The organism is Mycobacterium kansasii ATCC 12478 (genome assembly GCF_000157895.3).
GTDB classification, from domain to species: Bacteria; Actinomycetota; Actinomycetes; order Mycobacteriales; family Mycobacteriaceae; genus Mycobacterium; species Mycobacterium kansasii.
The window spans coordinates 3,931,776-3,948,776 of the sequence record NC_022663.1 but is presented as its reverse complement, the minus strand read 5'-3'; the positions used below and the strand labels follow the sequence as shown (position 1 = coordinate 3,948,776).

Annotated in this window: 13 protein-coding genes, 1 pseudogene and 1 riboswitch; of the genes and pseudogenes, 9 read left to right on the top strand and 5 right to left on the bottom strand. The window is 68.3% G+C overall.

Going from position 1 to position 17,001, the window contains the following annotated elements; translation table 11 throughout:
• Positions 1-52: 52 nt before the first annotated feature.
• Complete coding sequence (locus tag MKAN_RS17160; RefSeq protein ID WP_023370272.1) at positions 53-361, bottom strand: DUF3263 domain-containing protein; 309 nt, start codon at positions 359-361, stop codon at positions 53-55.
• A gap of 372 nt (positions 362-733) precedes the next feature.
• On the opposite strand from MKAN_RS17160, the gene MKAN_RS17155 reads away from it, so the two are divergent.
• The 5 genes and pseudogenes from MKAN_RS17155 to MKAN_RS32775 form a co-directional block, all read left to right on the top strand.
• Entirely contained in the window at positions 734-1,327 is a 594-nt protein-coding gene (locus tag MKAN_RS17155; protein ID WP_023370270.1) for a peptide deformylase, read from the top strand.
• Positions 1,327-2,211, top strand: coding sequence for an N-acetylglutamate synthase, CG3035 family (locus MKAN_RS17150; protein WP_023370268.1), 885 nt, complete (start codon positions 1,327-1,329; stop codon positions 2,209-2,211). Before MKAN_RS17155 ends, MKAN_RS17150 begins: the two co-directional genes overlap by 1 nt.
• 17 nt (positions 2,212-2,228) lie before the next feature.
• The gene (locus MKAN_RS17145; RefSeq protein WP_172836714.1) at positions 2,229-3,044 is read left to right on the top strand and encodes an exodeoxyribonuclease III; all 816 of its coding nucleotides are present in this window, start codon (positions 2,229-2,231) and stop codon (positions 3,042-3,044) included.
• A 127-nt stretch (positions 3,045-3,171) separates the two neighbouring features.
• Positions 3,172-3,618 carry a hypothetical protein gene (locus tag MKAN_RS17140; protein ID WP_023370264.1) on the top strand — a complete coding sequence of 149 codons (447 nt, stop codon included), beginning with the start codon at positions 3,172-3,174 and terminating at the stop codon, positions 3,616-3,618.
• A 490-nt stretch (positions 3,619-4,108) separates the two neighbouring features.
• Positions 4,109-7,966 (top strand): annotated as a pseudogene (locus MKAN_RS32775) (HAD-IC family P-type ATPase); the annotation flags it as partial.
• Here MKAN_RS32775 and MKAN_RS32095 read toward each other — a convergent pair.
• Positions 7,929-8,243: an Rv1535 domain-containing protein gene (locus tag MKAN_RS32095; protein WP_236947445.1), complete on the bottom strand. Its 315-nt coding sequence runs from the start codon at positions 8,241-8,243 to the stop codon at positions 7,929-7,931. The pseudogene MKAN_RS32775 and the gene MKAN_RS32095 overlap by 38 nt on opposite strands.
• A gap of 63 nt (positions 8,244-8,306) precedes the next feature.
• Between MKAN_RS32095 and MKAN_RS17130 the strand changes: the two genes are divergently transcribed.
• On the top strand, positions 8,307-8,582 hold the full coding sequence (locus MKAN_RS17130) for a hypothetical protein (protein ID WP_089025118.1): 276 nt from the start codon (positions 8,307-8,309) through the stop codon (positions 8,580-8,582).
• A 22-nt stretch (positions 8,583-8,604) separates the two neighbouring features.
• Here the strand turns inward: MKAN_RS17130 and MKAN_RS17125 are convergent, their stop codons facing one another.
• From MKAN_RS17125 to MKAN_RS17115, 3 genes are all read right to left on the bottom strand, one after another.
• Positions 8,605-12,471 carry a SpoIIE family protein phosphatase gene (locus MKAN_RS17125; RefSeq protein ID WP_023370258.1) on the bottom strand — a complete coding sequence of 1,289 codons (3,867 nt, stop codon included), beginning with the start codon at positions 12,469-12,471 and terminating at the stop codon, positions 8,605-8,607.
• Positions 12,468-12,848: an STAS domain-containing protein gene (locus MKAN_RS17120; RefSeq protein ID WP_023370256.1), complete on the bottom strand. Its 381-nt coding sequence runs from the start codon at positions 12,846-12,848 to the stop codon at positions 12,468-12,470. Before MKAN_RS17120 ends, MKAN_RS17125 begins: the two co-directional genes overlap by 4 nt.
• A 93-nt stretch (positions 12,849-12,941) precedes the next feature.
• Positions 12,942-13,583, bottom strand: coding sequence for a PAS and ANTAR domain-containing protein (locus MKAN_RS17115; protein WP_036394771.1), 642 nt, complete (start codon positions 13,581-13,583; stop codon positions 12,942-12,944).
• A gap of 137 nt (positions 13,584-13,720) precedes the next feature.
• A riboswitch (TPP riboswitch) is annotated at positions 13,721-13,831 on the top strand.
• On the opposite strand from MKAN_RS17115, the gene thiC reads away from it, so the two are divergent.
• The 3 genes from thiC (at position 13,816) to MKAN_RS17100 (ending at position 16,987) form a co-directional block, all read left to right on the top strand.
• Positions 13,816-15,468 (top strand): phosphomethylpyrimidine synthase ThiC, encoded by a 1,653-nt coding sequence (thiC, locus tag MKAN_RS17110; protein ID WP_371686006.1) that lies wholly within the window; start codon positions 13,816-13,818, stop codon positions 15,466-15,468. (Overlaps the previous riboswitch by 16 nt.)
• Positions 15,469-15,542: 74 nt before the next feature.
• Positions 15,543-16,370: a bifunctional hydroxymethylpyrimidine kinase/phosphomethylpyrimidine kinase gene (gene thiD / locus MKAN_RS17105; RefSeq protein WP_023370250.1), complete on the top strand. Its 828-nt coding sequence runs from the start codon at positions 15,543-15,545 to the stop codon at positions 16,368-16,370.
• Positions 16,367-16,987 carry an alpha/beta hydrolase family protein gene (locus MKAN_RS17100; RefSeq protein ID WP_023370248.1) on the top strand — a complete coding sequence of 207 codons (621 nt, stop codon included), beginning with the start codon at positions 16,367-16,369 and terminating at the stop codon, positions 16,985-16,987. Before thiD ends, MKAN_RS17100 begins: the two co-directional genes overlap by 4 nt.
• The last annotated feature ends 14 nt before the right edge of the window (positions 16,988-17,001 follow it).

Sequence of the window (17,001 nt, the reverse complement as noted above, 5' to 3'; positions counted from 1 at the left end):
AGCCAGGAGTGGCCCGAAACCTGTAACGGCACGTCAAAAAGGTGGACGGGTGTCAGGTCACCTCGAAGCCAAGGCGCCGCGCCGCCCGCGCCTTCTGGCGGCTGGCACGCAGCCGTCGCAGCCGTTTCACGAGCATGGGGTCCGCGGCCAGTGCCTCGGGCCGGTCAACCAGCGCATTGAGCACTTGGTAATAGCGTGTCGCCGACATGGAGAACAGCTCTTTGATCGCTTCTTCCTTGGCACCGGCGAACTTCCACCATTGACGTTCGAAAGCCAGGATGTCGTGCTCGCGACGGGTCAGACCTTCGGCAATGTCAGAGTCGTCCCCCGCTCGATTTGCCCGCGCCATAGCGCCGTCCATATTGCTTCCCCTGGGCCCTTCCGGCGAATGCTCACTTAGCTCGAATGACTTGACCTACGAAGGCGCATGTTCCGGCGAATATTGAACCACGCTCGGAACTGTTGCCCGGTTACCCTGACCCGCGAGTCGGCCGATTGACTGCACGCAGTGCGGCGATCGGCCAAGGCCGGCAAGTCCATGCGACTGTGCATTGGAGGCTTCGAGAGTGCGAATGCGGCGGCCCACGGACGCCAGGCTCACCGTCCGTACCCACTCAAAGCCATCAATGCACAGTCGGCCGGTCTGGGCGCCCCGACGGGCCAACCCGACCGACCACGTTCTGCGCCCGCCGCCGCGCGGCGCGTATGGTCGGCCCGCCTAAGCTAGCCGACCATGGCAGTGGTACCTATTCGCATCGTGGGCGATCCGGTCTTGCACACTCCGACGAAGCCGATACCGGTGGGCGCCGATGGATCGCTGCCAGCCGATCTGCCGCAACTGATCACCGACATGTACGACACCATGGACGCCGCGTACGGCGTCGGCCTGGCCGCCAACCAGATCGGGCACGGACTACGGGTGTTCGTCTACGACTGCGCCGAGGACCGCGGCAAGACCGCACGCCGCCGGGGGGTGGTCATCAACCCGGTGCTGGAGACCTCCGAAATTCCCGAAACCATGCCCGACCCGGATAACGACGAGGAGGGCTGCCTGTCGGTTCCCGGCGAGTCGTTTCCCACCGGGCGGGCCAAGTGGGCGCGGGTCACCGGCCTCGGCGCCGACGGCGCGCCGGTCGACATCGAGGGCACGGGCCTGTTCGCGCGGATGCTGCAGCACGAAACCGGGCACCTGGATGGCTTCCTGTACCTGGACTGTCTCATCGGCCGGTATGCCCGCAGCGCCAAACGGGCGGTCAAGTCACATGGCTGGGGCGTACCCGGCCTGTCGTGGCTGCCGGGCGAGGGGCCCGACCCGTTCGGTCATTGATGGCGGTCTCCTGGCCGGACGCCGGGACGCGGGTGACGGTTCGCTACCGCCGGCCCGCCGGGTCGGTCCCGCCGCTGACCGACGCGGTTGGCCAGCTGCTGGCCCTAGCCCCGACGGTGCGGGTGCGGACGAAGACCGGTGCGACGGTCGAAATCGCGCCCGCCGACGTCGTGGCGGTACGGGTTCTCACCGATGCTCCGGTGCGCACCGCGGAGATCCGGGCCGTCGAGCACGCGGCCGCCAAGGCCTGGCCCGGTGTGGAACGCTGCTGGCTGGACGGCTGGTTGCTGCGAGCCGGCCACGGAGCCACTCCCGCCGATTCGGCAGTGCCGCTGGACATCTCGGCCCGGGCCGGTACCGTCCCCGCGATCGCCGACTGGTACCGGACCCGCGGCATCACGCCTCGGCTGGCCATCCCCGACCGGCTGCTGCCCCAGCCGACCGGATGGGTGCCCGAACGCACCGAACGACTTCTGGTGCGCGACGTCCGCGACGTGGAAGAAGGAGCCACCCGCCCAACCGACCGCTCGATCACCGTGTCCGCCCGTCCCGACGACACCTGGCTGCGGCTCGACGACCGCCGGATACCCGTTGACGTCCTTACCGCCGTCGTCGACGGTGAACTCGCTTTCGGCAGCTACCCCGGGGTGGCCGTCGCACGCGCGGCCGTCACCGACGCACCGGACGGCACTCGGTGGGTAGGGCTGTCGGCTACCGGCGACCAGTCCCGCGCCGCCCCACTGTACGAAGCACTGCTGGCCTGGGGCCGTCGGCGCGGCGCGACCCGCGCACACCTGACCATGCCGGACGCCGGCCCGGCCCAGCTACTGGGTTTCCGGCTGCACCATCGCCGCCGCTACCTACGGCCACCCGATAGCCTCTAACCATGCCCGAGGGCACCCTGCGGCTGGCCACCTGGAACGTGAATTCGATTCGCACCCGCCTGGACCGCGTCCTCGACTGGATTGCCCGCGCCGACGTCGACGTATTGGCCATGCAGGAGACCAAGTGCGCCGACGGCCAGTTCCCCGCGCTGCCACTGTTCGAACTCGGCTATGAGGTCGCGCATGTCGGTTTCGACCAATGGAACGGCGTGGCAATCGCATCCCGGGTCGGTATCGACGATGTCCAGGTCGGCTTCGACGGCCAACCCACCTGGAGCCGTAAACCGGAGGTGGCGGCCACGGCGGAGGCGCGCGCCCTGGGTGCCACCTGCGGCGGTGTCCGGGTGTGGAGCCTGTACGTGCCCAACGGTCGCGCACTGGGCGATCCGCACTACACCTACAAGTTGGATTGGCTTGCGGCGCTGAAGGATACCGCTGAAGGCTGGTTACGCGACGATCCCGCCGCCGCCATAGCGCTGGCCGGCGACTGGAACATCGCCCCGACCGACGACGACGTGTGGAGCACCGAGTTCTATGCCGGCGCCACGCATGTCTCGGAACCGGAACGCAAGGCGTTCAATGCCATTGTCGACGCCCAATTCGCCGATCTGGTAAGGCCTTTCGCCCCCGGGCCGGGGGTCTACACCTACTGGGACTACACCCAGCTGCGCTTTCCGAAGCGGCAGGGAATGCGTATCGACTTCATCCTCGGCTCGCCGGCGCTGGCGCGCCGTGTCGTCGACGCGCAGATCGTCCGCGAGGAGCGCAAGGGTAAGGCACCCAGTGACCACGCGCCGGTCTTCGTCGATGTACGCGACGACTCGACTGCATAACCGGCAGACACTCTCCAGTCACTCTTCGTTGTCCTGGCGTTGGTAACGTGGCAGGCTTTTAGTAGACATGCGTGCTGTGAAGTGTGCGGCCCGGAGTAGATAAACGATTACAAGCCAGGGAGTCATCATGGGAGTCGTCGGCGGAGCGGTCCGCAGCGTTGGTCGAACGGTGAGTCAGGCCGCCACGGTGACCACGGCGGCCGCGGGCGCCGTTGGCGGCGCGGCGGTCAATGGGGTTGTCGGCGGCGTAAAAGGGGCCGCGGAGGGCGTTCAGCGCGGACTCAGCACCGGCACCAAGTCGACACCGGCGGCCGCACTGGCCATCGGCGCGCTCGGCGTCACCGGAATTGTCGAGTGGCCGATCCTGTTGGCCGTCGGGGGCGGCGCGTTGTTGTTGCGCCGGATGAACAAGAAACCCGGGGACTCCGGGCCACCGGTGAAAGCGAAACTCACCTCGGTACCCAGCGAGTCCGAGCCGGAAAAAGCCCCACCGCAGAAGACAACCGCCAAAGCACCGGCCAAGAAGGCCAGCGGGCGTCGGGCAGGTAGCACCGAGTTGCGCAGTACCAACTGACGGCGGTGTTGAGCACCCGTTGAGCATTGCCAAGTCCATAACACTGTCTCTGCCGCTGCGCGCGCTCGCGACTGGCATTCAGGCGACCACCGCGCTTACCGTCGCATCGGTCACGGTCGCCGCGGACGTCGCCGAAACGCTGGGTAAGACGGCGGGTTCGGTCACCAAGTCGTGCTTCGAGGCGTGTTTCGAGGCCGGCACAGCGCCGCTGCGTGACGGAGCCAAGGCGGTTTCCGGCGAGCTGTCCCGCGAGACACTGGGCCGGCACTGCTGGCGCGGCGGCGACCGCGCCTGGATCGAGGTGCGAGGCCTTGGCGACGACGGCGAACTCGGCCGCCTCGTGCTCGAGTCGATACGGGCCCACCCCGGCGTGGCGTCGGCCAGCCTGAACTACCCGCTATCGCGCGTCGTCGTCGGCATCGATGAGCCGGCGACAACGCTGCGGGAGCTGTGCCGAGTCGTCGCGGACGCCGAAAAGCGTTATCGCTCAATGCAAGAAACGTACGTCCGCACACCCGCCCCTAGCCTGCCGGGCGATGGTCTGGTGCTGGCGACCCGGGCGGTGACCCTGGCCGCCAACGCCGCCGGGCTGGGCCTGGCGGTCAGTGGCCGCGCCCTGCGCTGGCCCCGATTGCCGAGCAGCGTGCTCGCGGGCGTGGTGGCGTTCGACTACCAGCCGCGACTACGCGGCCTGCTCGAAGACCGCATCGGCGCGGCGGCGACCGACACCGTCATGACCCTGGCCGTCGCCGCGGCAGAGACGCTCACGCAGGCGCCGGCGTCGTTGTCGGTAGGGCTGGTGATGCAGACGCTCAAAGCCGCCGAATCCCGTGCCGCAGCACGGGCCTGGCACTACCACGAACCACTGTTGGCGCGGCATGCGGACCAGGCCCCGATCGAGCCAGTCCGCCGGCCCGCGCCTACCGTCGAGCGCGCTACCGGTCGTTTTTCGCTCATCCAGGCGATCAGCGCCGGCCTGGTCGGCGCCAGCACCCGCAACCTGGAAATGGCCGCCACCGCCGCGCTGGTGGCCACCCCGAAGGCCAGCCGAACCGCACCTGAGGCATTCGCCGCCGCGCTCGGGCAAGGGCTGGCCGATCGGCATCGGGTTTTGCCGTTGCGCCCGGAGGGCCTGCGCCGCCTGAGCAAGGTCGACGCGATCGTCGTCGACCCTCGGGTGTTGTGCACCGAAAAACTGCGGGTAGCCCGCATCACCGGCGCTGAGCAGGACGAGCTGTCGGCGGCCTGGAACCGCGCGCAGCTCCTCCTGGAAAAAAACGACCTTCGTCCCGGCTGGCACCCGGTACCTGGAATATCCTCCGGCACAAGGGAATCCGGTGTCAGAGCACTTTTCCTGCCGGCCCACGACCCATTCGCCGCGGCCGTGGTGGCCGAGGCGCATCGCACCGGAGCGGAACTGGTCTCGGTGGACGACGGCTCGTTGGGCGAGCTGTGGCCGGCATTCGACGCTATCCGGCGGGTGCCGAAGGCGGCACAGAACGGCTCGATCGACGACGCCCTGGCCGGCGCGGTGGCCGATCTCCAAGAGGCCGGCCGGACCGTGGCGGTGTTGTCCTCGATTGGCGGGCGAGCGATTTCGTCGGCAGACGTGGCACTGGGGGTATTGCCGCACGGCGCGGCCGGCCCGACGTGGCATGCCGACGTGTTGCTGCCCGACCTCGCCGCCGCCTGGCGGATGATGAGCGCCATTCCCGCGGCCCGGGAAGCACGCCGACGCGGCATCGAAATCTCTGGCGGCGCATCAGCTTTGGGTGCATTGCTAATGCTGCCCGGGGTTCGCGGCCTGGGTCCCGGACCCGTAACCACCGGAGCGGCGGCGGGGATGCTGTCGGGATATCTGTTGGCACGCAAGATCGTCGGCGCGCAGGCGCCACGCCCGGCCGCCTTCCACGAGTGGCACGCGATGTCTGCCGAGCAGGTCCGTAAGCTGCTGCCGTCGCCGGATGACCCGCCGCAGTCGGCACCGGAGCACTCGACACTGGCCACCCGCGCCATTGCCGGTGGCATTCACACGGCAAAGCGCGGTGCCAGCCTCACCGCGGGGCCCGCGCAAGCAATCGGGCAGTTCCTCGGCGCGGTGCGTGCGGAGTTGTCCGACCCGCTGACGCCCATGCTGGCGCTGGGCGCCACCGCCAGCGCGGTGCTGGGGTCTCCCGTCGACGCGGTGATGGTCGGCTCGGTGCTGACCGGCAACTCGGTACTCGCCGCGACCCAGCGGTTGCGCGCCGAAAGCCGACTGAATCGCCTACTGGCGCTGCAGGTTCCGCCGGCCAGGAAGGTGGTGGCCGGTCCGGACGGGCAGCGGGTGTACCGCGACGTCATCGCCGAGCAATTGCAGCCGGGCGATGTCATCGAGGTGCGAACCCACGAGGTGGTCCCCGCCGACGCCCGGGTGATCGAGGAGGTCGACGTCGAGGTCGACGAATCCGCGCTCACCGGCGAATCGCTGTCGGTGACCAAACAGGTCGATGCTACCCCGGGTGCGGACCTGGCCGAGCGCCGCTGCATGTTGTACGCGGGCACCACCGTCGTCGCGGGTACCGCGGTCGCGGTGGTGACGGCCGTCGGCGCCGACACCCAGGAACGGCGCGCGGCCGAACTCGTTTCCAGCGACCTGTCCAACGTCGGTCTGCAATATCAGCTGAGCCAGCTCACCAACCGGGCCTGGCCGGTCAGCATGACCGGCGGCGCGTTGGTCACCGGGCTGGGGCTGCTGCGCCGCCAAGGCCTGCGCCAGGCGGTGGCCAGCGGCATCGCCGTCACCGTCGCCGCGGTTCCGGAAGGCATGCCACTGGTGGCGACGCTGGCACAGCAAGCCTCGGCGCGACGGCTGACGCAGTTCGGCGCGCTGGTGCGCATCCCGCGGTCGGTGGAGGCGCTCGGCCGGGTCGACATGGTCTGCTTCGACAAGACCGGGACACTGAGCGAGAACCGGCTACGCGTGGCCAAGGTGCGGCCGGCGCCGGGGTACAGCGCCGACGAGGTGCTGCGCTGCGCCGTGCACGCCGCTCCCGCCACCAACGGCGGCCCGCAGGTGCACGCCACCGATGTCGCCATCGTGGCGGCGGCGCCGTCCGAACTGGCCGGCAACGGGGACCCGCCGGATGCACACCTGCCGTTCCGCTCCGGGCGGGCGTTTTCGGCCTCGGTGTCGGGCACCGAGCTGACCGTCAAAGGTGCGCCCGAAGTGGTGTTGGCCGCCTGCGGCGCCGACGGCCCCGACATGGACCAGATGGTAGCCGGACTGGCAGCCGACGGGCTGCGGGTGATCGCCGTCGCGCGCCGTCAGCTCAACCCGCAGCAGGCCCGGTCGGTTCTCGACGACCCCGACGACATCGCCCACTTCTGTCACGACGGGTTGTCCCTGGTGGGCTTCCTCGGGCTGTCGGACACCCCCCGCGGCCCGGCCGCCCAACTGCTCGCGGACCTGCACGAGCACGGGCTCGACGTGCGGCTGATCACCGGCGATCACCCGATCACCGCCGCCGCGATCGCGCAAGAACTCGGTATGCCGGTGACCAGCGACCAGATCATCAGCGGTGCGCGGTGGGATGCCTTGTCACGCAAGGATCAAGAAAAGGCGGTGGGAGAGCGCACCATCTTCGCCCGGATGACCCCGGAGAACAAGGTGCAGATCGTGCAGACGCTGGAACGCAGCGGGCGGGTCTGCGCGATGGTCGGCGACGGCTCCAACGACGCCGCCGCGATCCGGGCCGCCACCGTGGGCATCGGTGTCGTCTCGCACGGTAGTGACCCCGCCCGGGTCGCCGCCGACATGGTGCTGATCGACGGCCGCATCGAATCGCTGCTTCCCGCCATCCTCGAGGGTCGTCAATTGTGGCAGCGGGTACAGGCGGCGGTGTCGGTGCTGCTGGGCGGCAACGCCGGCGAGGTGGCGTTCGCCATCATCGGCAGCGCCATCAGCGGCACCTCGCCGTTGAACACCCGACAGCTGCTGCTGGTGAACATGCTGACCGACGCGTTGCCCGCCGCGGCGCTGTCGGTCAGCAAGCCCCGCGACCCGACCAGCCTGGACGCCCGCGGCCCGGATCAGCGTGCGCTGTGGCAGGCGGTAGGTGTCCGCGGGGCGACCACCGCCGCCGCGGCCACCGCGGCGTGGACGATGGCGAGGTTCACCGGCCTGCCGCGCCGCGCATCGACCGTGGGGCTGGTCGCACTGGTCGCAGCGCAGCTGGGCCAAACCCTGCTGGACTCGCATGACTGGCTGGTGGTGCTCACCGCGTTGGGCTCACTGGCCGCGATGGGAACCCTGATCAGCATTCCCCTCGTCAGCCAGCTGCTCGGCTGTACCCCGCTCGGCCCGGTCGGCTGGGCACAGGGCCTGGGGTCGGCCGCCGCCGCGACCGCCGCAATGGCCGTTCTGAACCGCATTCTGGACAGTACGGATGCGGAACCGGATCCATCGGACCCGTCGGCACCCGAGCGCAGTACCCCGCCGGCACCGGGCGAGGGGCCGGCTTCCGCTCCACGATCTCCACGAACCCCACACGCCACAGCAGCGCATAAAGCTCCCGCAACGGCACGCTCAGCACCGCGGCAATCGACGAAACCAGCGGATCGGCCAGGGCGTCGGTCGTCGACATACTCTCGACGGTGACCCTACGACACTGCTCGGCGGCAAACCCTTCGTTACTGAAAGGCAAATGATGGTAGAAAAGAAGGCTCGTCGCGGAACATCGCAGCGTGAAGCCGTGAAGAAGATCAGAGAGGGCGAGACCTTCGTGGTTAATCTTCCGCTGGTAGGACAACTGGAAGTGCCCCGGCCCGAGCAGCTGGCCTACTACGGCGGCTTGGCCGCGCTGGCTGCCCTGGAACTCATCGACTGGCCGGTCGCGTTGGTGATCGCTACGGGCCACGTCCTGGCGAGCAACCACCACAACCGGCTCCTGGAAGAGCTCGGCGAGGCGATGGAAGAGGCCTAATCAGGGCCTGATCAGTTCCCGGTCAGCGCGCCGCCGCATCGTCGAACTGCAGCGCAACCCGGGTTCCGCCAGCAGTACGGACGGTGTCGACCCGGTCAGCGAGCCCGCTCATCAGGGTGAGCCCACGTCCGCGCCGCTGGCTGCGCAGGCTGGCCGAGGAATCACCTGCCCACCGGCCGGAGTCACTGACCGTGACCACGACCCGGTCCCGGTGCAGAAAAGCCTCGATGGAGACGGTTTTGCGGGCATCGCAGCCGCTGCCGTGTTCGATTGCGTTGGTCACCGCTTCTCCGGTGGCCAGCAGGATCTTGTCGCTACCGGCGGGTGCGATGTCGATGGTTGCCAGCCAGTCCCGCAGGCGCTGCCGAGCGCCCGGGATTTCCGCCGGCACGGCGCGCAACACAGTGACGAAACTGCGCGTCCCGACATGGCTGGGCCGAAGCGCCAGCACCACGACGTCGTCGCGGTAGCCGTCCGGGGGGCGCATGCGGTGCAGCAACTCGGCGCAGACCGCATCGACGGGCAGCCCGGCGCACGCTGCGGCCGCGGTTTGCAGACGTGCGAATCCCTGGTCGAGCGTCTCCCCGGCCCGCTCGATCAATCCGTCGGTATAGAGCAGGATCAAACTTCCCGCGGGTAGCTCAGCGTGGCCGGTGACCTCGGCTGAGTTTTCTCCGTACGTGGCCACCGGGGGACGCCGGCCCGACTGGAGATAGGCCGAGCGACCGTCCGCTGAGACCAACAGCGGATAGGGATGCCCGGCACAGATGTACCTCATGGCGCCGCCCCCGGCGCCGGGTCCGGTGTCCGGTCGGGCGTCTATGACGGCGTAGGCAACGGTGGCGCCGCGGGCGCCGGCGATGGTAGCCGCATATTTGTCCAGCGCCGCCAGCACATCGGACGGCTCGGCCGACGTGAGCGCGGAGGCAGCCACCGCCGCGCGCAGTCGGCTCATCACGATCGCGGCGGGCAGACCATGCCCGACGACATCCCCCACCGAAATCCCGATCGTGCCGTCGCCATCCAACGGCGTCACCAAATACCAGTCGCCGCCAACCCGCATCGCTTCACCCGCCGGTTGGTACACCGCGGCCACCGCCGCGGCCGCCGACCCGCGATTCAGGTCGAGAAGGTGCTCCTGGAATGAGACGGCGATCCGGTGTTCCTGGGCTCTGAGCAGGACCCGGTCCAGTGCGGATTGGGTGAATTCGGCTATCCGCGTGAACATGTCGAGTTCAGCGGCGTCGAACTGGCGCGGCGTGGGCCAGAGCAGGATCAGCACTCCGATGACACGGCCGGTGCGACCGCGCAACGGGTGGGCGACACATGCGCGAACACTGGTCGCGGTGTCCTGCACGGCGTGTTGATAGCGCGGCGGCAGCGCCAGGGTGTCGCTGACGACCATGGGTGTTCCGCGGCGGATGACGTCGGGTCCGACCAGGGGGCTGTTCAGCGAGACAACGTGATAACGGTCGCGCACTTCGGCGGGAAGACCGCCGGCGTATTCGAAGCGGGCGTAATCGCCGTCGACAATCCCGATTCCGACCGCGGCAGCGTCCGATCCGAACCGGGAGTCGAGCATCGCGGCCAGTATTCCGGCTACCGAGTCCCTGGCCTGCAGCGCGGCGTCAAGCTCGGCCAGATCCACCGCCAGCCCCTGCCGCCTGCGCTCCCGGTCGACGGCGGCCAGCCGGGACTTCACTCGCTCGACGAGTTCCTGGGACCGGAACGGCTTGGGCAGGTAGTCGTCGGCACCGCCGGCGAGGCCTTCGCTGACGGCTTCGGCGCCGGCCCGGGCGGACAGCATGATCACCGGCGTGGCCGCGAGGACCGGATCCTCGCGAATGGCCGCGACGAATTCGAATCCGTCCAGGGACGGCATCATGACGTCGGTCACGATCACATCCGGGTGCAGCCGGCGAGTCGCGTTCAGCGCCGCCTCGCCGTCGGCGACCAGAATGGTCTGCCAGTGCGGCGACAACACCCGGTCCAGGTAGGCCCGCATGTCGGCGTTGTCGTCGACGATCAGCACCACCCCACGCCCCGGGTCACGGCTGACGTCCGTGGGCAGCGTCGACGACCCCAACCACTGGCTGGCCTCCTCGACGTACGGATTGCTCCCGTCCTTGAGCCGGGCGGGCGACGGGTCGACGGCTGTGTCGCCTACTGACGACGGAAGGCGAATGGTCACCGTGGTACCGCGACCCGGTTCACTGTCGATCTGCACCGTGCCGCGCTGCAACTCGACCAGGCCGCGCACCAGGGACAGCCCGATGCCGGTGCCCTCCGCGCTGCGCCCGCTGACGTTTGCGGCCCGGTAGAAGCGCTCGAACAGGCGGCCCAGGTCGTGTCCGGCAATCCCGACCCCGGTGTCGCGCACGGCAAAGCGGCAGTGCGCGCCTTCGCTGCGCACCTCGACCGTGATCGATCCGGTCAGCGTGTACTTGACCGCGTTGGAGAGCAGGTTCAGCACGATCGTCTCCCACATGTCCGGATCGACATCGGCTAACACCGGATGACAGTCCAGCACCAGATCGAGACCTGCACGTGCACACAGCTCGCTGAACGACGAGGCGATATCCGAGGTCAACGCCCCCACGTCGGTGCATGCCAGCTTCGCGTTCGCGCGGCCGGCTTCGATGCGGGAGAAGTCCAGCAGCGAGTCCACCATCCGCTGCAAACGCCGCGCGTTACGTCGCGCGGTGCCCAGCCGTTCGGCCAGGAGTGTGTCGGACCCGGCGTCGGACCGCGCGTCGTCGAGCGGTCCGAGCAGCAGCGTCAGCGGAGTGCGGAACTCGTGGCTGACGTTGGTCAAGAAGGCTGTCTTCGCCCGATCCAGTTCGGCCAGCGCATCGGCTCGCCGCATTTGCTGCTCATAGGAGAGCGCGGCCGCGAACGCCGCGGACAGCTGGTCGGCGAGCAGCTGGCAGAAGCTCTGATATAGCGGGTCCAGCGGACGGCGCGGATTCGTCCCGACTACCAGCGCCCCCGGGGCCGGGTTCTCGCTGAGCGGCAGCACCAGCGCCTGCCTCGGACAGTCCTGGGTGAAAACGGTGTCGATGCCGGGCATCAGCTCGTCAAGGTGGTCGACGACGTGCGCCGTCTCCCGCGATCGCAATGCCGGATCCCGCCCTGTCAGCAACGCCAGGTCGGCGGGTAGCACCGACCGCATCGACGGCGTGGCGCCGCGCAGCGTGGCCCCGTCCGTATTGGTGTCGGGCCCGTCTCGCACATAGACCGCGATGAACGGCAGATCCTCGGGCTGGCTGGCACAGGCGGTGACGGCTGCGGTCACCGCGTCCTCGATGGTCCGGGTCTCCATGGTCGCCGATGCCACGGCATTGAGCAGGTGCAGGCGGCGCTCGCTCAGCACCCGCTGGGTGGTTTCGATGACGGCGCAGAAGACGGCCGTGACGGCACCCCGGCCGCCGATGATCGGGCTGTAGGTGAACGTGAAGTACCGCTCCTGCGGCATGCCCGCGGTCACCAGCGGCAACATCAGGTCGTCCGACCAGGTGGCCCTGCCGGTCGCCACGACCCCGGCCAGCATCGGCCCGATCGCTGTCCAGATCTCCGGCCACACCTGCCGGCCGGGAGCCCCCAGAGCCGCCGGATGCTTGTCACCCAGGATGTGCGCGTACGCGTCGTTGTACATCAGAAACAGCTCTGTCGGGTCCAACCACAAGACGATGGGAAACCGCGACGTCAAAGCCACCGCCACCGCCGTCCGAATCTCGGGCGACCAGTCGGCGGGCGGCCCGAGCGGATGTGCTGCCCAATCGAACTCAGCGAAACACCGGCCCATTTCGCCGCCCAACGGGACCGCGGCCGCCAAGTCATCGGGTAGCTGTCGCCTACCGGATGTGCTGGGCGGGGTCGGCTCGCTCATCGCGCCTGTTCAGAATCCTTGGGTGGGCACGTCCGCAGGGCTTGCGACAGCGTGGGGTAGATCTCGAGTATGCGGTCCAGCTCGGTCACCTTGATCGGCTGGGTGACCTGACCGTGGCCTGCGACCAGCCGGACCGACGTCCCGGCGGCGATCCCCTGCTCGTGGCAATCCAGCACCGCGTTCAATCCGGCGCTTCCGAAGAAGGTCACCGGCTGCAAATCGATGATGACCAGGCGGGCGGGGTGGGTGGCGGCCAGCTGCAGGGCCGCGGTCAGGTGGGCGGTGAGTTCGTCGACGGTGGTCGAGTCGATATCTCCCTCGGCACGCACTACAACGGCGTCCTGGCAAACCTCATGTCCGACCGCCAGCAGGTCCATTGCCTTCACTCCGCCCGCGAATATGTCGAAATTCCGGTACTAACTGGGGCGGGGCGCCCGACCCACGCCTGCGCCGTCCTAGATTGCTACAGCCTAACCCGCTCCGGCCGGGATACGTTCATGCACCGTCAGCAACAGATGGTCGAACTGGCTTTGGACGGTCGCCGAGGGCGACGGCAAGGTGGCGACTTCGGCGATCAACTGCTTTGCCAGCGCGCGCACTTTGGTGTTGGTCTCCTGCGACCGCCACTGCAGGACACGGAATGCCTGCTCGGGGCTGACCCGGTACACGGCCATCAGTACACCCTTGGCCTGCTCGATCGCCGCGCGGTTCTCGAACAGGTCGGGCAGAGCCTCGTCGAGCACTTCCTGCCGGGTTTCGTCGAAGGTGTCGGTGAGGTCGATGTAATAGCCGGCGGTGCCCAGTACGGCACCCGAATCGTCGAGCATGCGATCGGCCACGACGATCGCGTCGTGCACCTTGCCCCCGGTGTCGACGAATCGATGACGGCTCGAAAACGAGCCTCCCGAGCGCAACGCGTAGTCGAGCAAGTCCTGGACATGGGCGCGGTCGTCGGGATGTTTGTGCGACAGCAGCAGCTTCGTCGTCGGCACAACCGATCCGGGTTCGTAGCCATGCATTCGTGCTACTTCGTCGGACCACTCCCAACGTTGACCGACGAACCAGAATCGAAAAGCGCCGACATTCAAGTACTTACTGAGCCCGGCGGACATTTCGCCGCCGGTCGGATGGTCACGGCAGTCGGGCAGGTGCACGTCTGAAATCATCCCACTTCGCGAGCCGACCGGCCAGCACGCTCCAGACGCCCCTGCACAGCGGTGCCGCGCTGCGCTAGCGTTGGGTACATCCACCTAATCCACACGGGAGCGCACACCCAGTGCGCTGAGAGGACGGCTCGGGGCCGTCGACCGTACGAACCTGACCGGGTAATGCCGGCGTAGGGAGATGACAATGACCCTGACCACCGAACCGTCGGCACCTTCGGTGACCACTGGACCCATCGCGGGCAGCAGCAAGGCTTATCGCACGCTGGATGGGGTGCCCGGCGCTCGCGTGCCGTTCCGGCGGGTGCACCTTTCCACCGGGGATCACTTCGACCTCTACGACACGTCCGGCCCCTACACCGACCCCGACACCGTCATCGATCTGACCGCCGGCCTGCCCGCGCGGCCCGCGGTGGTCCGCGATCGCGGCACCCAGCTGCAGCGCGCCCGCGCCGGCGAGATCACCGCCGAGATGGCGTTCATCGCCTCGCGCGAAGGGATGCCGGCCGAGCTGGTGCGCGACGAGGTCGCCCGTGGGCGGGCGGTGATCCCGGCCAACCACAACCATCCCGAGAGCGAGCCGATGATCATCGGCAAGGCGTTCGCGGTCAAGGTCAACGCGAACATCGGCAATTCGGCGGTGACGTCCTCGATCGCCGAGGAGGTCGACAAGATGGTGTGGGCCACCCGGTGGGGCGCCGACACCATCATGGACCTGTCAACCGGTAAGAACATCCACGAAACCCGCGAGTGGATCCTGCGCAATTCTCCCGTGCCGGTCGGCACGGTACCGATCTACCAGGCGCTGGAGAAGGTCAAGGGCGACCCCACCGAGCTGACCTGGGAGATCTACCGCGACACCGTGATCGAGCAGTGCGAGCAGGGCGTCGACTACATGACCGTGCACGCCGGGGTGCTGCTGCGGTATGTGCCGCTGACCGCCAAACGCGTCACCGGGATCGTGTCGCGCGGCGGATCGATCATGGCCGCCTGGTGCCTGGCCCATCACCGAGAGTCGTTCCTCTACACGCATTTCGACGAACTTTGCGACATATTCGCACGCTACGACGTCACGTTCTCGCTGGGTGACGGGTTGCGGCCGGGTTCGATCGCCGACGCCAACGACGCCGCCCAGTTCGCCGAGCTGCGCACCCTGGGCGAGCTGACCAAGATCGCGAAAGCCCATGGTTCACAGGTGATGATCGAAGGACCGGGCCACATACCCATGCACAAGATCGTCGAGAACGTGCGCCTGGAAGAGGAGCTGTGCGAGGAGGCCCCTTTCTACACGCTGGGTCCCCTGGCCACCGACATCGCGCCGGCCTACGACCACATCACGTCCGCGATCGGCGCGGCCATCATCGCCCAGGCCGGCACCGCGATGTTGTGCTACGTCACGCCGAAGGAACACCTTGGCCTGCCGGACCGCAAGGACGTCAAGGACGGCGTGATCGCCTACAAGATCGCCGCCCACTCGGCCGACCTCGCCAAGGGTCACCCCCGCGCCCAGGAGCGCGATGACGCGCTGTCCACGGCCCGATTTGAATTCCGATGGAATGACCAGTTCGCCTTGTCGCTGGATCCCGACACCGCACGGGAATTCCACGACGAGACGCTGCCCGCCGAACCGGCTAAGACCGCACACTTCTGCTCGATGTGCGGGCCCAAGTTCTGCTCCATGCGCATCACGCAGGACGTGCGCGACTTTGCCGCCAAACACGGGCTGGAGACCGAAGAGGACATCGAAGCCATGCTGGCCGAAGGGATGGCCGAGAAGTCCCGCGAGTTCGCCGAGCACGGCAACCGGGTGTATCTGCCGATCACACAGCGGTGATCGCAAGCGCGGCGGAGCCGGGCGCTGGGGGCACCTCCCGCTTGCAGGGGCCGGGTCACCCCTCGTCCGACACAGTGAATTATCTGCCCGTGCCGCCGCCGGGGACGACCCCGCTGCGGGTGCTGACGATCGCCGGGTCGGACTCCGGCGGGGGCGCCGGTATCCAGGCCGATATGCGGACCATGGCGTTGCTCGGCGTGCATGCGTGCGTCGCCGTCACCGCCGTTACCGTGCAGAACACGTTGGGCGTCAAGAGCTTTCACGAGGTGCCCGCCGATGTTGTCGTCGGCCAGGTCGAGGCCGTGGTCAACGACATCGGTATCCAGGCCGCCAAGACGGGGATGCTGGCGTCGTCGCGCATCATTTCGGCGGTGGCCGCAACGTGGCGCCGGCTCGAGTTGGGCGTCCCGCTCGTCGTCGACCCGGTCTGCGTATCCATGCACGGCAACCCGCTGCTGGCCGCGTCGGACCTGGATTCGCTTCGCGCTGAACTGTTTCCGCTGGCCACGCTGGTGACGCCGAATCTGGACGAGGTGCGCCTGCTGGTGGATATCGACGTGGTGGACGGCGAATCGCAGCGCGCGGCGGCCAAAGCCCTGCATGCCCTGGGTCCGCGCTGGGCGCTGGTCAAGGGCGGGCATCTGCGGTCGTCGGAGCGCAGCTGCGATCTGCTCTACGGTGGGGCCGACTTTCACGAGTTCGACGCGGCGCGAGTGAGTACGGGCAACGACCACGGCGGCGGCGACACCCTGGCCGCCGCGGTCGCTTGTGCGCTGGCGCACGGGTTCACCGTGCCCGATGCGGTGGCCTTCGGAAAGCGTTGGGTCACCGAATGTTTGCGCGCCGCCTACCCGCTGGGGGCCGGTCATGGCCCGGTCTCGCCATTGTTTCGGCTGTCATGAACCTCGACCGGATTTCGGGCATCGCACATGAACCCGACGGCCGCGCGAACGGCGTCGCGGTGCTGACTCACGGTGCTGGTGGCAGCCGTGACTCTGTTTTGCTGCAACAGCTTTGCGACGAATGGGCTCGTCGTGGCTGGCTGGCCGTCCGGTATAACCTGCCCTACCGTCGCCGCCGACCGAAAGGCCCACCGTCGGGCGCGGCAGAATCCGACCGAGCGGGCATCGTCGAAGCGATCGAGTGGTGCCGCGGGCTGGTCGACGGCCCGTTGATTGCGGGTGGACATTCCTACGGAGGCCGGCAGACGTCGATGGTGGTGGCTGCCGGTGGCGCAGCGGTGGACGTCCTGACGCTGTTCTCCTATCCGGTGCACCCGCCCGGCAAACCGGATCGCGCCCGCACCGAGCATCTGCCGAGCATCACCGTGCCCACGGTTTTCACCCACGGCAGCTCCGACCCCTTCGGCACCATCACAGAGCTGCGCGATGCCGCGGCGCTGATCAACGCGCCCACCGAGATCGTCGAGATCACCGGCGCCCGACACGATTTGGGCTCGAAGACCGTCGACGTCGCCGCGCTGGCGGTCGACGCGGCGCTAAGTCTCTTGTCCGGCTGACCGAGTCGCCGGCT

Coding starts and splice junctions, on each gene's coding strand:
- MKAN_RS17155 (WP_023370270.1), top strand. CDS start 734: ATGGCAGTGGTACCTATTCGCATCGTGGGCGATCCGGTCTTGCACACT.
- MKAN_RS17150 (WP_023370268.1), top strand. CDS start 1,327: ATGGCGGTCTCCTGGCCGGACGCCGGGACGCGGGTGACGGTTCGCTAC.
- MKAN_RS32095 (WP_236947445.1), bottom strand. CDS start 8,243: ATGTCGACGACCGACGCCCTGGCCGATCCGCTGGTTTCGTCGATTGCC.
- MKAN_RS17125 (WP_023370258.1), bottom strand. CDS start 12,471: ATGAGCGAGCCGACCCCGCCCAGCACATCCGGTAGGCGACAGCTACCC.
- MKAN_RS17140 (WP_023370264.1), top strand. CDS start 3,172: ATGGGAGTCGTCGGCGGAGCGGTCCGCAGCGTTGGTCGAACGGTGAGT.
- MKAN_RS17115 (WP_036394771.1), bottom strand. CDS start 13,583: ATGTCCGCCGGGCTCAGTAAGTACTTGAATGTCGGCGCTTTTCGATTC.
- MKAN_RS17130 (WP_089025118.1), top strand. CDS start 8,307: ATGGTAGAAAAGAAGGCTCGTCGCGGAACATCGCAGCGTGAAGCCGTG.
- MKAN_RS17120 (WP_023370256.1), bottom strand. CDS start 12,848: ATGGACCTGCTGGCGGTCGGACATGAGGTTTGCCAGGACGCCGTTGTA.
- MKAN_RS17160 (WP_023370272.1), bottom strand. CDS start 361: ATGGACGGCGCTATGGCGCGGGCAAATCGAGCGGGGGACGACTCTGAC.
- thiC (WP_371686006.1), top strand. CDS start 13,816: ATGACAATGACCCTGACCACCGAACCGTCGGCACCTTCGGTGACCACT.
- MKAN_RS17100 (WP_023370248.1), top strand. CDS start 16,367: ATGAACCTCGACCGGATTTCGGGCATCGCACATGAACCCGACGGCCGC.